Origin of the sequence: Curtobacterium salicis (genome assembly GCF_011759505.1) — a bacterium.
Taxonomy (GTDB): domain Bacteria; phylum Actinomycetota; class Actinomycetes; order Actinomycetales; family Microbacteriaceae; genus Curtobacterium; species Curtobacterium salicis.
The window spans coordinates 24162-36829 of sequence record NZ_JAAOYO010000003.1 but is presented as its reverse complement, the minus strand read 5'-3'; the positions used below and the strand labels follow the sequence as shown (position 1 = coordinate 36829).

At 71.8% G+C, this 12668-nt stretch carries 13 protein-coding genes, 1 tRNA gene and 1 pseudogene; 10 read left to right on the top strand and 5 right to left on the bottom strand.

Annotation, left to right across the window (positions count from 1 at the left end; genetic code table 11):
• The first annotated feature begins 78 nt into the window (after positions 1-78).
• Positions 79-666, top strand: coding sequence for a CDP-alcohol phosphatidyltransferase family protein (locus tag E9228_RS08685; RefSeq protein WP_166780209.1), 588 nt, complete (start codon positions 79-81; stop codon positions 664-666).
• Positions 667-770: 104 nt separating this feature from the next.
• Here E9228_RS08685 and mscL read toward each other — a convergent pair whose 3' ends face one another.
• Positions 771-1277 (bottom strand): large conductance mechanosensitive channel protein MscL, encoded by a 507-nt coding sequence (gene mscL, locus E9228_RS08680; RefSeq protein ID WP_166780208.1) that lies wholly within the window; start codon positions 1275-1277, stop codon positions 771-773.
• Positions 1278-1391: 114 nt separating this feature from the next.
• Between mscL and E9228_RS17565 the strand changes: the two genes are divergently transcribed.
• On the top strand, positions 1392-1580 hold the full coding sequence (locus tag E9228_RS17565) for a hypothetical protein (protein ID WP_341849876.1): 189 nt from the start codon (positions 1392-1394) through the stop codon (positions 1578-1580).
• A gap of 14 nt (positions 1581-1594) precedes the next feature.
• Here E9228_RS17565 and E9228_RS17560 read toward each other — a convergent pair.
• Both E9228_RS17560 and E9228_RS08670 read right to left on the bottom strand, forming a co-directional pair.
• Positions 1595-1831 (bottom strand): annotated as a pseudogene (locus E9228_RS17560) (FmdB family zinc ribbon protein); the annotation flags it as partial.
• Complete coding sequence (locus E9228_RS08670) at positions 1737-2321, bottom strand: 5-formyltetrahydrofolate cyclo-ligase (protein ID WP_166780206.1); 585 nt, start codon at positions 2319-2321, stop codon at positions 1737-1739. The gene E9228_RS08670 and the pseudogene E9228_RS17560, both read right to left, overlap by 95 nt.
• Positions 2322-2424: 103 nt before the next feature.
• On the opposite strand from E9228_RS08670, the gene galU reads away from it, so the two are divergent.
• From galU to E9228_RS08635, 7 genes are all read left to right on the top strand, one after another.
• Positions 2425-3315, top strand: a complete 891-nt coding sequence (gene galU / locus E9228_RS08665) for a UTP--glucose-1-phosphate uridylyltransferase GalU (protein ID WP_110904961.1) — start codon at positions 2425-2427, stop codon at positions 3313-3315.
• Between the two features lie 89 nt (positions 3316-3404).
• Entirely contained in the window at positions 3405-4064 is a 660-nt protein-coding gene (locus E9228_RS08660; protein ID WP_166780205.1) for a GNAT family N-acetyltransferase, read from the top strand.
• A gap of 148 nt (positions 4065-4212) precedes the next feature.
• Positions 4213-5319 carry a hypothetical protein gene (locus tag E9228_RS08655; protein ID WP_166780204.1) on the top strand — a complete coding sequence of 369 codons (1107 nt, stop codon included), beginning with the start codon at positions 4213-4215 and terminating at the stop codon, positions 5317-5319.
• Positions 5320-5416: 97 nt separating this feature from the next.
• Positions 5417-5492: transfer RNA gene (locus E9228_RS08650), tRNA-Ala, on the top strand.
• Between the two features lie 203 nt (positions 5493-5695).
• Positions 5696-6523 carry a glycoside hydrolase family 25 domain-containing protein gene (locus E9228_RS08645; protein ID WP_166780203.1) on the top strand — a complete coding sequence of 276 codons (828 nt, stop codon included), beginning with the start codon at positions 5696-5698 and terminating at the stop codon, positions 6521-6523.
• A 60-nt stretch (positions 6524-6583) separates the two neighbouring features.
• Positions 6584-7018, top strand: coding sequence for a VOC family protein (locus tag E9228_RS08640; protein ID WP_166780202.1), 435 nt, complete (start codon positions 6584-6586; stop codon positions 7016-7018).
• A gap of 65 nt (positions 7019-7083) precedes the next feature.
• Positions 7084-8172: an amidase domain-containing protein gene (locus E9228_RS08635; RefSeq protein WP_166780201.1), complete on the top strand. Its 1089-nt coding sequence runs from the start codon at positions 7084-7086 to the stop codon at positions 8170-8172.
• Between the two features lie 4 nt (positions 8173-8176).
• On the opposite strand, the gene E9228_RS08630 is transcribed toward E9228_RS08635, so the two are convergent.
• Positions 8177-9433 (bottom strand): hypothetical protein, encoded by a 1257-nt coding sequence (locus tag E9228_RS08630; protein WP_341849848.1) that lies wholly within the window; start codon positions 9431-9433, stop codon positions 8177-8179.
• Between the two features lie 116 nt (positions 9434-9549).
• Between E9228_RS08630 and E9228_RS08625 the strand changes: the two genes are divergently transcribed.
• A complete protein-coding gene (locus E9228_RS08625) occupies positions 9550-10401 on the top strand; it encodes an alpha/beta fold hydrolase (RefSeq protein ID WP_166780200.1) in 852 nt (283 codons plus the stop codon).
• Positions 10402-10545: 144 nt separating this feature from the next.
• Here E9228_RS08625 and E9228_RS08620 read toward each other — a convergent pair whose 3' ends face one another.
• Complete coding sequence (locus E9228_RS08620; protein WP_166780199.1) at positions 10546-12426, bottom strand: glycoside hydrolase family 2 protein; 1881 nt, start codon at positions 12424-12426, stop codon at positions 10546-10548.
• Positions 12427-12668 lie beyond the last annotated feature (242 nt).

Here is a 12668-nt window from a genome sequence, read left to right as displayed (position 1 = left end):
CCGGCTCCTCCGCGACCGTCCGCCGCACTGGGGCTGACCGGTACGCTGAGGGTCCCGAACCCCGAACGGAAGCGTGTGATGACGGAGCCCTCCCGGCGGACCCGGCCCGACTGGCAGACGTGGCCGAACCTCATCACGATGGTGCGGTTCGTCCTCATCCCGGTCTACGTGGCGCTCGTCGTCGCCGGACACCCCGGCTGGGCGTTGGCGTCGCTGGTCGTCCTCGGGGTCAGCGACTGGGCGGACGGGTTCCTGGCGCGTCGGCTGCACCAGGAGTCCGCGCTCGGCAAGGCCCTCGACCCGATCGCCGACCGGCTGGCGATCGTCGCGATCGTGTTGTCGCTCGTGCTCGTCGGGCTGCTGCCGTGGATCGTCGTCGCGATCGTGGTGGCCGTCGACCTGGCGCTGCTCGCCCTGTCGAGTGCGTGGTTCCGCGGCAACCCGGACCTGCGCGTGACGTGGACCGGCAAGGTCCGGTCGGCGCTGTTGTTCGTCGGGTTGCCGGTGCTGCTGTTCTCGTCGACCTCGGTCGCGGCGGACCACCACTGGATCCGGAACGTCGCGCTCGTGTTCGTCTGGCTCGGGACGATCGGGCACGTCCTGGCGGGGCTGCAGTACGCGGCCGAGATGTCCCGGAAGCACCGGACGCAGCGCGCCCCGGCGTAGGCGTCCCGCTCGCGCCGCCCACGCCGCCCACGCCGCTCGGCAGCCTGCGTCGCCCGGCGGACGGCCGGCGGGGTGTCACGCCCGCTCGGCGTCCGCGTGCCGGACTACAGCTTGGTCGTGCCCGCGATCCCGGGGCCCTCGGGAGCGGTCGACGGTGCGACGTGTGCGCCACCACCCGTCGACACGATCCCGTCGTCGCCACCCTGCCGACGGAGCAGGTCGCGGATCTCGAGCAGCACCTCGACGTCGGTCGGCGGGACGTCCTGCGGCGTCTGCTCGTCGTTGTTCTTCACCCGGTCGAAGGCGACCTTCTTGAGGTGGTTCACCGGCACCACGAGCGCGAAGTACACCACGGCGGCGACGATGACGAAGTTCAGGACCGCGCCGATGATCGCGCCGAACAGGATCCGCGCGCTGCCCCCGGACACGGTCGGGATGGCCCAGACCAGCGCCTTGTCGAGGCTCGACGCGTTGAACACGGCACCGATGAGCGGGTTGATGAGCGAGTTCACGATCGTCGTGACGATGGCGGTGAACGCGGCACCGATGACGACGGCGACCGCGAGGTCGATGACGTTGCCGCGGAGCAGGAACTCCCTGAAGCCCTTCACGTGAGCCCCCCTTCTGTCGTGGACGGCCACCGTGCGGTGGCCCGCTCCAACCTATCCAGGAGGCGCGGCGTCGGTCAGGATCCGGAGGCCGACGATCCCGAGCCCGAGGAGCCCGTGGAGGAACCGGAGCCCGACGACCCGGAGCCCGACGATCCCGACCCGGAGGAGCCGGAGCCCGACGATCCGGACCCGGACGACCCGGAGCCCGACGTTCCGGACCCGGAGGAGCCGGAGCCGGAGCTCGACGACCCGGAGCCGCTGCTGCCCTCGCTCTTCGGCGCCGGCCGCGAGTCCGTCCGGTAGAAGCCACCCCCGTTGAAGGTCACGCCGACCGGCGAGAAGACCTTCCGCAGGACGCCGCCGCACACCGGGCACTCGGTGAGGGCGTCGTCGGAGAAGGACTGCTTGATGTCGAACGCGTTGCCGCACTCGGTGCAGCGGTACGAGTAGGTGGGCACGTCAACTCCGGAACGTGATGATGCGTGACGGCGTGATGATGCCGTCGACGGGTTCGTCGTGGGGCTCGCGCGGGACCTCCTCGAGGTACTCCGCATCGAACACCACAGCATAGACGGGCGGGCGACGCGCCATGGACCCGAGGGTCTTGTCGTAGTAGCCGCGGCCCCAGCCCATCCGGACGCCGTCGTGGCCGACCGCCGCCGCGGGGGTGAGGATCGCGTCGACGTCGTTGATCGCCAGGGGGGAGAGGACCTCGCCGACGACCTCGGGCATGCCGAACAGCCCCTCGCGCTCGGAGGCGCCGTCGCCGACCGCCCAGTCGAGCAGCCCGTCCTCGCGGGTGACCGGCAGGAGCACGCGGATGCCCTGCTCGAACGCCCAGTTGAGGAAGGGACGGACGTCGGGCTCGTCGGGCGCCGAGAGGTACACGGCGACCGAGGTGATCTGCCGCTCCTCGACGAACCGCTGCAACGTCGCCGTCAAGGACGACGAGTCGGCGTCACGTTCGGTCGAGGTCCGGCTGCGCCGCCGCTGCCGGAGGTCGGCTCGCAGGGCACGCTTCTCGTTCCCGAGATCGGCGGTCATGGCGACGAGTGTAGCGACGCCGGGCGATGCGGCTTCCCGCCGATCTCGGTGTCCCCCTATCCGTTGACATGCCCCGGAAAAGGGGATCGGATACGGTCGCTCCATGGGCTTCCAGATTTCGAAGGCCGTGATCCCCGCCGCAGGGCTGGGCACGCGCTTCCTCCCCGCGACCAAGGCGATGCCGAAGGAGATGCTCCCCGTCGTCGACAAGCCGGCCATCCAGTACGTCGTGGAAGAGGCCGTCGACGCGGGCCTCACCGACGTCCTCATGATCACCGGGCGCAACAAGAACGCACTCGAGAACCACTTCGACCACGTGTCGGAGCTCGAGGAGACCCTCCGCAAGAAGGGCGACCACGAGAAGCTGCAGAAGGTCAACCAGTCGACGGACCTCGCGGACATGCACTACGTCCGTCAGGGTGACCCGCTCGGCCTCGGCCACGCGGTGCTCCGCGCCAAGATGCACGTCGGCCGCGAGCCGTTCGCCGTGCTCCTCGGTGACGACATCATCGACGCCCGCGACCCGCTGCTCAAGCGCATGATCGAGGTCCAGGGCGAGAAGAACGCGACGATCGTCGCGCTCCTCGAGGTCCCGGAGTCGCAGACCCACCTCTACGGCATCGCCACGGTCGAGCCGACCGACACCGACGACGTCGTGAAGATCACCGGCCTGGTCGAGAAGCCGGCGCAGGGCGAAGCCCCCTCGAACCTCGCCATCATCGGCCGCTACGTGATCCGCCCCGAGGTCTTCGACGTCCTCGAGAAGCAGGAGCCGGGCAAGGGCGGCGAGATCCAGCTCACCGACGCGCTCATGAAGATGGCGAGCGCCGAGGAATGGACAGGGGGCGTGTACGGCGTCGTCTTCCGTGGACGCCGCTACGACACCGGTGACAAACTCGACTACATCAAGGCGATCGTGCAGCTCGCCTCGGACCGTGAGGACCTCGGGCCGGACCTCAAGTCCTGGCTCAAGGAGTTCAACGCGGGCGAATGAGTCGACCCATCCCGTACGGGTCCGGTGAACCCGGGCCCGTGCGGGACACCCGTCCCGACCACATCGGGACACCGGAGGAACCAGAAGCGATGACGACGATCCCGACCCTCACCCACGGGCGGGTCACCATCCGCCCCCTCCGGGTCCGTGACTCCCGCGACCTCGACCTCGCACTCGCGGGCAACCGCTCCTGGCTCCGCACCTGGGAGGCGACGAACCCCTCCGGCATGGCGTCCTCCGACGTGCGGGGGAGCATCCGCGCACTGCAGGCGAACGCCCGGGCCGGGTTGGGCCTCCCGTTCGCGATGGAACTCGACGGCCGGTTCGTCGGCCAGCTGAACGTGTCCGGGATCACGTACGGCTCGCTCGCGAGCGCGTCGATCGGGTACTGGGTCGTGCAGGACGCGGCCGGTCACAACGTGACCCCGACCGCGGTCGCCCTGGCGACCGACCACTGCTTCCGGGTCGTCGGCATCCACCGCCTCGAGATCTGCATCCGTCCGGAGAACGCCCCGAGCCTCCGGGTCGTGGAGAAGCTCGGCTTCCGCTACGAGGGCCTGCGGCGCCGGTACATCCACATCAACGGCGACTGGCGTGACCACTTCTGTTTCGGCCTGGTCGCCGAAGAGGTGCGCGACGGCGTCCTGGACCGCTGGGTCCGCGGGCCGGTCCCGCTCGGTGCCGGCCGTGTGCCGGACGAGGCCTGGGACGAAGCGGCCGTGCCGCTGCCCATCTCGCCGCGCGGCTGAGCGACGACGCACCCGCCAGCCCCGTCGACGCCGTCGACGCCGCCGCCGGACGGGAGGAACGCCCCCCGTCCGGCGGATCCGTCGCGACTCGCTCGACACGCTCCCGGCAATGGGCGTCCCGGCGGTGCGCTCCCCCTACCGTTGCCCCATGGGATTCGGGACCTGGGGCGGCGGCGTCGTGCTGCTCGTGGCGGCAGTGCTCTGGGTCGTGTACCTGATGCCGGCGTGGGCGGCGAGACGTGAGTACCTGGCGACCGAGCGGAACGCCATCCGACTGCAGCAGACCCTCCGGATCCTGGCGCAGACCGCTGAGCTGCCGGACGAGGTGCGCATCGAGATGAACGCGAAGTCCCTCGCCGAGGCGCAGCGAGTCGCCCGGTCGGAAGAGGCCAAGCGCGCCGCCATCGTCCGCGCCCACGAAGCCGCACGGCAGCGCGAGATCACCCGTCGTCTGGCCGCGCAGGCCCCTGTCCTCGAGCAGGTGTCGTCCGTGCCCGCACTCACCGCGATGCGCATGCGTCGCTCCCGCCTCGGTGCCACGACGCTCGGTGCCCTCGGGCTCCTCACGGCGGTCGTCGTCCTCGTCGTCGCACCGGGCGCCTGGATCGTCGCGGTCGCCGGACTCGTCGCGGCCGGCGGGTCCGCTGCCGTGCTCGCACAGCTGCACCAGGTCGCGACCGCTCGCCGTCGACGGGCCGCAGCCGGTGCGCCGGAGCAGCGCCGCGCCTCCCGTCCGACGACCACCTGGACCGATCCGGCGCCGCCACTGTCGATCGAACAGCCCGACGTCGCACCCGCTGAGCGGACCTGGACGCCCGGCGCCGTCCCGAAGCCCCTGTACGTCCAGGCGCCCGCGGCCCCCGAGCCCTCGCCGGAGTCGTCCGCGGTGTTGGCCGCCCGGTTGCGGGAGCGGGTCGCACAGGCGAAGGCCGAGGCGGAGGCCGAGGCCGCGGCGATCCGGGCTGCCGAGTCCGACCCGTCGCTCGCCCGGGTGTCGCGGATGCGGGCCGACGTCGAGGAGGCCGCGGCGGCGCTGTCGTCGCACGACCAGGGGCGCCTGGCCGAACGGCTCGGGCTGCGGGCGGCGCCTGCTCCCACTCGTGCCGGTGCTGTTGCCGGTGTCGACGCTCCTGCCGCGGACGCCGACGAGACCCCGTCGACGCCGAGCCGCTGGGCCGGCATGGGGGTCATCGGCGACGACGTGTACGGCCAGACCGACCTCGACGCGATCATGCGTCGGCGTCGCGCGGTCTGATCCGCGGCGTCGCGCGGTCCCACCGACGGCGGCGCGCCCGAGGGCTGCGGGCCGATTTCGGATCACTGCGACCCGGTGCTATCGTGGTCGAGCACTTGGGGCTATGGCGCAGTTGGTAGCGCGTCTCGTTCGCAATGAGAAGGTCAGGGGTTCGAATCCCCTTAGCTCCACCACGTGACAGAACGGCTCGGAACCACATGGTTCCGGGCCGTTCTGCTGTCTGCCCACCGGGCTGGCCGCCCATCAGGCTGGCTGCGCACCAGGCGGTCCGCCGCCGATCGTCGGCTGGGCCTGTGTTCGTCGGAGGCTGTCTCCTAGACTCCTGGTGCGCCATCGGCGCGGTCGACCCGCACCGGGGTCCTGTCAGGGGGAGAACATGGTCCGTCTCAATCGTCTCGTCGCCACCGTCGCGGCAGCCGTCGTCGTCGCCGCGGGGCTCGCCGTCGCCGGCCCGACCGGAGCGGCCTCCGCTGCCGTGACCCCGACCGGCGTGGACATCTCGTGGCCGCAGTGCGGCAAGGCGGTGCCGACCGGGCAGGCCTTCGCCATCGTCGGCGTCAACGCCGACCTCGGCAACACGACGAACCCGTGCCTCGCCGAGCAGCTGTCGTGGGCCGGCCAGTCCGTCGGTGGCTCCGCGCAGCCGAAGACCCAGCTGTACGTCCTCTTCGCGAACCCGGGCCTGCAGGCCTCGGTCTGGCCGAAGTCGAACACCTACAAGGGCACGGCGCCCGCGAACCGCTTCGGGAAGTGCGGGACGAAGGGCGGCGCGAAGCAGCTGACCCTCGCGTGCTCGTTCATGTACGGCTACGCGCGCGGCTACGACGACGTGACGGCTCGTGGCATCGCCCGCCCGTCGGCGTACCGGTGGTGGCTCGACGTCGAGACCGGGCTGTCGTACCAGTCCAGCACCGCCCAGAACCGCGCGGCGATGGAGGGCATGGTCTCCGGGCTGAAGGCCGGCGGCGTCCGGACGATCGGCATCTACTCGACCGCGTCGCAGTGGAAGACCATCGCGGGCACCGTCTCGTCGAGCAGCACGCTCCACGGCCGGTCGAACTGGATCGCCCTCGGCAAGAGCACCATCACGAAGGCCCGGCAGGCCTGCTCCGGTACGCCGCTGTCCGGCGGCACGATCGCCATGACGCAGATCGAGACCGCCTTCGGGTCGTCGACCATCGACCGCGACGTCTCCTGCACCTGATCCGACCTTGCGGCGGTCTCCGGCCGCTGGCACCATGAGCGGCGGACGAAGGAGCCCACCATGACCTCACGGCTGAACCCCTACCTCGGCTTCCGCGACGACGCCCGGCAGGCGCTCGAGTTCTACCGGTCGGTGTTCGGCGGTGACCTGCGCATCGGGACGTTCGCCGAGATGGGTGCCGTCCAGGACCCGGCCGACGCGGAGAAGGTCATGCACGGGCAGCTCGAGACCGACCGGGGCTACGTGCTCATGGCGTCGGACACCCCGGCGTCGATGGGACGCTCCGACACCAACAACATCTCGATGTCGCTCTCCGGTGACGGTGACGGTGACGACGCCGACGACCTCCGTGGCTACTTCGCCGCGCTCTCCGACGGCGGCACGGTGCTCGAGCCGCTGACCCGGGCGCCGTGGGGCGACGAGTTCGGCATGGTGACCGACCGGTTCGGCATCACCTGGCTCGTCAACATCACGGTCGCGCAGCCGCAGGCCTGATCCCCGGCCGGCGCACCGCGTCGGACGGGCCGTCTCCCGACCGCGTCGCCTAGCCTGGACACGTCATGACTGCCCCGATCACGCGCCGTACCCTCCTGTCCCTCGCCGGCATCACCGGTGTCGGCTTCGTCGCCGCTGCCTGCTCCTCCGACGGCTCCGGCCCCGGATCGGCCTCGACGCCCCGCGGCTCGGGCGCCGGCGGCTCGGGTGCCACGGGCACCGGCGCTGCCGGGTCCGGAACGGCCAGCCCGAGGTCGGGGTCCGGGGCGAAGCCGACCGCCACGTCGGTCGCTCCCGCCGAGATCCCGCTCGCCGGCGGGGTCACCGTGACGGTGACCGGCACGGGCCTCGCGTCGGTGGCGGGCGTCACGGTCGGCGGCGTCGCTGCGCGGGACGTCGCGGCCAGTGCGACGCGGGTCACCTTCACCGCGCCGCACCAGGCGATGTACACCGCCGGATCGGCCGACGTCGCGCTGTTCACCACCGCGGTCCGGCCGGTGGCGTCCGCGAACCAGACCTCCGACGGCAACGGCAGCGCCGCGAACGACGGCCAGGTCGGTGCGACGCAGGACTCCGACGCGCCGACGCCGACCTCGACCGCTGCCGCGGTCCCCGACGCGGGCACCGCCGTCGCCACGACGACGGTGGCGTACGCGGCGAAGACCGACGTCGACCGGCAGCTCGAGTACGCGATGCGGCACTGGTCGGACTACAACACCGCCGAGTACGGGACGATGAACCCGATCGGCGGCGACTGCGCGAACTACGTGAACCAGACGCTCCAGGCGCGCGGCTGGCAGCAGCGGGACGACTGGTACAACCGGGCCGGCGGCGCCGAGCACTCGGCCACGTGGACCTACTGCCCCGCGATGGACCCCTGGCTGGACCAGAACGCGTCGACGTTCGGTCTGACCCGGAGGACCTCGGACGAGCGCCAGCACGTCAAGGTCGGCGACATCGTCATGTTCGACTGGAACGCGAACGGCTCACCGGACCACACCACGATCGTGTCCGAGGTCTTCACCGAGTCCGACGGCGCGATCCGCATCAAGTCGGCGAGCCACAACCAGGACGGCCCCTACCGGGACCTCGACGAGATGATCACCGTGCAGCACCCGGGCGGCACCGCCTGGTTCCACACGTTCGACGCGTAGTCCGTCAGGGGAACCCGAGGAACCAGAGCAGCACGACCGCGACGGCCTGCAGGCACACCCCCGTGACGAGCCAGCCGACCGCCCGTCGGCGCGTCGCCAGGAACACGTCCGACCCCAGCAGTGGTGCGGCCGGCATGAGCAGCCGCGGCAGGCTCTGCTGCGGCAGGAACACCGCGACGAGGTACGCCACGTAGGCGACCACGAACCCGAGCACCTCGGGCCCGAGCGACCGGACGTCGCGCCGGCCGAGGAACCACGCGGTGGCGACCAGGACGACGACCACCAGGACGAGTCCCGCCGGCCCGAGCCACCGTCCGGCCATCAGGAACCACGGCGTCAGCGGTGTGAAGTCCACCCGACCGACGAACCCCACCCACCACGACAGCTCGGTGTCGAGGTACGCGCCCGGCCGCCCGGTCACGGTCGACGCCACCACCGGCCAGGCGAGTCCGGACGCGGCCACGACGAGACCGGTGACGACGACCGCCACCCGCTCCCGCCACGGGAACGGCTCCCCGTCGACGGCGGCCGCTCCGGCAGCACGCCGGGCCGCGACCCACCGCACGACGAGGTGCACCGCCACCGCCACCGCGAGCGCCAGCACCCCGGGCCGGGTGAACGCGGCGACCACGCCGAGGACCGCGACGAGCCCGTACCGCCGCCGGACCAGCGCGAGCAGCGCCCCGAACAGCAGCAGCAGGAACATGCTCTCGGCGTACGCGACCTGCAGCAGGTAGCCCGTCGCACCGAACGCGAAGAGCGCCGTCGCCCATCGGGCACGGCGGGCATCGGCGACCGCGAGCACAAGTCGGAACAGCACGACGCACGCCCCGGCCCCGCAGAGCGTCGCCACCAGGACCCCGGCCACCCAGAACGAGGCACCGGTCAGGGACATGACGGCGCGGACGACCCCGGGGAACAGCGGCAGGAACGCCCACGGGTTCGGCACGACGTGCCCCGCAGCGTCCGTCGGCAGGACCCGCGGGTAGCCGTGCTCCGCGATGGTCCGGTAGAAGGACGCGTCCCACGAGCCGGAGAACGTGGCGAACGACGGCTCGCGCCGGTACGAGGCGAAGTGCCAGCCGTTCGCGGTCGCGAGCAGGTACACGGTGCCGAGCAGGAGCGTGCTGACCACACGCGATGCCAGCCACAGCAGCAGGGGAGTGGTCCACCTGCTGGAGCGTGCCTCCAGGACGGCGGTCACCGTCCGGCGGAGGCGGGTCGGCTCGGAGGTCCGGGTCGTCTCCAGCAGGTCCGTCACGCGCCCGATCCTCCCAGACGTGCGCGTGTCCGCTCGCCGCACGACCAACAGGCCGCGCTCAGCGGCCGGGCGTTGCATCGCGAGCGTTCCCTGGAGACCAACCACCTGGAGGCACCATGCCGTTCATCACCGTCGGAGCCGAGAACGGGCACGACATCGACCTGCACTACGACGACTTCGGCACCGGCGCACCGGTCGTCCTCATCCACGGGTGGCCGCTGTCCGGCCGGTCGTGGGAGGGGCAGGTCCCCGCGCTCGTCGCGGCCGGCCACCGCGTCATCGCCTACGACCGCCGCGGGTTCGGGCAGTCCTCGCAGCCGTGGGGCGGGTACGACTACGACACCTTCGCGGCGGACCTCGACAAGCTGATCACCGAGCTCGGGCTGACCGACGTGACCCTCATCGGCTTCTCGATGGGCGGCGGTGAACTCGCCCGCTACGTCTCCACCTACGGCACCGGCAAGGTCGCCAAGCTCGTCTTCGCCAGCGCCGTTCCGCCGTACCTGTGGAAGTCGGACGAGAACCCGGACGGCGGCGTCGACCAGGGCCTGGCGGACTGGTTCGCGAACGGCATCACCGGTGACCGTCCGGCCTTCCTGCACGAGTTCGTCGACATGTTCTACACGGCCGGCGGCAAGCCCACGCTGACCCACAAGCCGCTCGTCAGCGACGACCAGCGCGCCTACGACCTGGCGATCGCGGAACTCGCGTCCCCGAAGGGCACGCTCGACTGCACCGTCGCGTTCGCCACCACAGACTTCCGCGACGACCTGACGACGGTGGACGTCCCGACGCTCGTCATCCACGGTGACGCCGACGGGATCGTGCCGTTCGAGGTCTCCGGCAAGCGGACCGCCGAGAAGATCCCGAACGCGCAGGTCCACGTCATCGAGGGCGGCCCGCACGGCGTCCTCGCGTCGCACCGCGACGAGTGGAACGAGGCGGTGCTCCGCTTCCTGGCGCAGTAGCCGGACCACCGGCGGCGGTACCGACGACGGACGGGAGGCGCGTGACCAGCAGGTCACGCGCCTCCCGTCCCGTCGTCTCCGGGGCCGTCGTCGTGGCGGTCCGGGGTCCGTCAGCGTCCCGGGCCCGTCAGCATCCGGGGTCCGTCAGCGTCCGAGGACCGCGCGGCGGATGCGCTCGATCGGTTCCTTGGGGGTGCGGTCCGCGTTGAGGAGCCCGTTCGTCTCCTGCATCGTGTCGGTGAGCTGCGTCCAGCAGCTGCCGGCCAGGAACGAGCTGGCGCGCACGGCGTCGTACAGCGCGGTGATGCGGGCGATCCAGTCGTCGCCGTCCGCGGCCGTCGTGTACCCCCACGCGTCGTCGCGCTGGGCACCCGGCTGGTGGTTCACGCCGCCGAACTCGGTCAGCATCACGGGCTGCCCCCGGTCGACCGCGCCGCCCACCAGGATCAGCCGGTCCGCCGGCCCGAGACCCGCGAGGAGCCGCGTGCGTGCGGCGTCGTCGGCGTAGGTCCGCGCCAGGCGGTCGCCCTCGCCCTCGTAGTCGTGCACCGAGAGGATGTCGGAGTCCGGGTGCTCCCAGCCGTCGTTCGAGATGACGGGCCGGGTCGGGTCGAGCGCCCGGGTGACGTCGGCCAGGGCCCGGGCGTAGGCCTGCTGCGCCGGGTCGGTCGCGATGTGCTGCACGCCCCAGCTCTCGTTCGCGGGCACCCACGTCACGATCGACGGGTGCGAGGCGTCGCGCTCCACGGCGTCCATCCACTCGCGCATGAGCCGCTGCACCGCGGTGGGGGAGAACGCGTAGGCGCCCGGGGCCTCGCCCCAGACCATCAGGCCGAGCCGGTCCGCCCAGTACAGGAACCGCGGGTCCTCGATCTTCTGGTGGTTCCGGGCGGCGTTGAACCCGAGCTCCTTGATGAGTTCGACCTCGCGTCGGAGGGCCTGCCGTGACGGAGCCGTCAGGTGGGAGTCCGGCCAGTAGCCCTGGTTGAGCACGCTCCGGACGTCGATGCTGCGGTCGTTGAGCAGGAACCGACCGCCGCCGATGCGCGTCGTGCGGATCCCGAAGTAGGAGCTGACCGCATCGACCGCGGCCCCTTCCGGCGCCACCAGCGTCACGACCGCGTCGACGAGGTGCGGTGCGTCCGGGCTCCACTGCAGCTCCTGCTCGGCCTGGCCGTTCGCCTGCCGGGCGATCGGCACGACGAGTTCGCACTCGTGGGCGGTCGGGCCGACGGTGGTCTCGACCGTCGCCAGGTGCTCGTCGTGTTCCGACCACGTCGCCTCGACCCGGAGGCGCGTCCCCGCCGGGTGCTCGCCGGTCAGCCGGACCGTGAGGCGCATCGTCTCGTGGTCGAGGTTCGTCCAGCGGAGGGCCCGGATCGCGGTGGTCGGGACGGCCTCGAGCCAGACGGTCTGCCAGATCCCGGTCGTGCGGCGGTACCAGATGTCGTGCGCCTGCTCGTGCCAGTCCTGCTTGCCGCGGGGCTGGGTGAGGTCGTGGGGGTCGTCCTCGGCGCGGACCACGAGGGTGTGCGAGCCGGCGCCGGGACTCGTGTCGGTCGCGGCGGGGCTGTCGGTGCTCGGCTCGGTGCCGAGTGCCTCGGTCACGTCGAGGGTGAAGGGGGTGTGGCCGCCCTCGTGCTCACCGATGAACCGGCCGTCGACCCAGACGCGGGCTCGGTGGTCGACCGCGCCGAAGTGCAGCAGCACGCGGGGTGCGTCCGTGCCGTGCCCCGCGGCCGCCAGGTCCGCCGCGGTGATCAGCCGTGAGTACCAGACGACCGGGTGGAAGTCCGGCTCGTCGATGCCCGAGGCGACCGACTCCGGCGGGAACGGCACGACGATGTCGCGGGGGTCCGGGAAGCCGTCCCGCCAGGCGGGGTCGTCTCCGGTGTTGCGGAAGGACCAGGTGCCGTCGAGGTCCGCCCAGTGGGACCGCATCATCTGCGGGCGCGGGTACTCGCCGTCCTGACGACTGGCGAGCGGGAGGGCCGGTGCGGCGTCGTTGCCGAGGTGCGCGTTCATGACCCCATGCTGGTGGACGCGGTACATCGTTGTACAGCCGCCGGGCCCGGACGGACGAGCGGTCCTCGGGACCCGCAGGACGCACAGGTCCGGAAAGCGCGTGACCCGCACATCCGCAGCCCCTTGCGCGAACGCGCAAGAGTGCCCCGCAGCCCCTTGTCGCACGGTCGACGCTCCACCTAGCGTCCTCACCACGACGCCGTACCGACCGTCGCGCGAGCCACCCACTCGCCGACCGGTCC

Bases quoted from the DNA above. Each gene is read 5' to 3' on its own strand.
- galU (WP_110904961.1), top strand. From the start codon at position 2,425: ATGGGCTTCCAGATTTCGAAGGCCGTGATCCCCGCCGCAGGGCTGGGC.
- E9228_RS08660 (WP_166780205.1), top strand. From the start codon at position 3,405: ATGACGACGATCCCGACCCTCACCCACGGGCGGGTCACCATCCGCCCC.
- E9228_RS08655 (WP_166780204.1), top strand. From the start codon at position 4,213: ATGGGATTCGGGACCTGGGGCGGCGGCGTCGTGCTGCTCGTGGCGGCA.
- E9228_RS08625 (WP_166780200.1), top strand. From the start codon at position 9,550: ATGCCGTTCATCACCGTCGGAGCCGAGAACGGGCACGACATCGACCTG.
- E9228_RS08685 (WP_166780209.1), top strand. From the start codon at position 79: ATGACGGAGCCCTCCCGGCGGACCCGGCCCGACTGGCAGACGTGGCCG.
- E9228_RS08635 (WP_166780201.1), top strand. From the start codon at position 7,084: ATGACTGCCCCGATCACGCGCCGTACCCTCCTGTCCCTCGCCGGCATC.
- E9228_RS08670 (WP_166780206.1), bottom strand. From the start codon at position 2,321: ATGACCGCCGATCTCGGGAACGAGAAGCGTGCCCTGCGAGCCGACCTC.
- E9228_RS08620 (WP_166780199.1), bottom strand. From the start codon at position 12,426: ATGAACGCGCACCTCGGCAACGACGCCGCACCGGCCCTCCCGCTCGCC.
- E9228_RS08640 (WP_166780202.1), top strand. From the start codon at position 6,584: ATGACCTCACGGCTGAACCCCTACCTCGGCTTCCGCGACGACGCCCGG.
- E9228_RS08645 (WP_166780203.1), top strand. From the start codon at position 5,696: ATGGTCCGTCTCAATCGTCTCGTCGCCACCGTCGCGGCAGCCGTCGTC.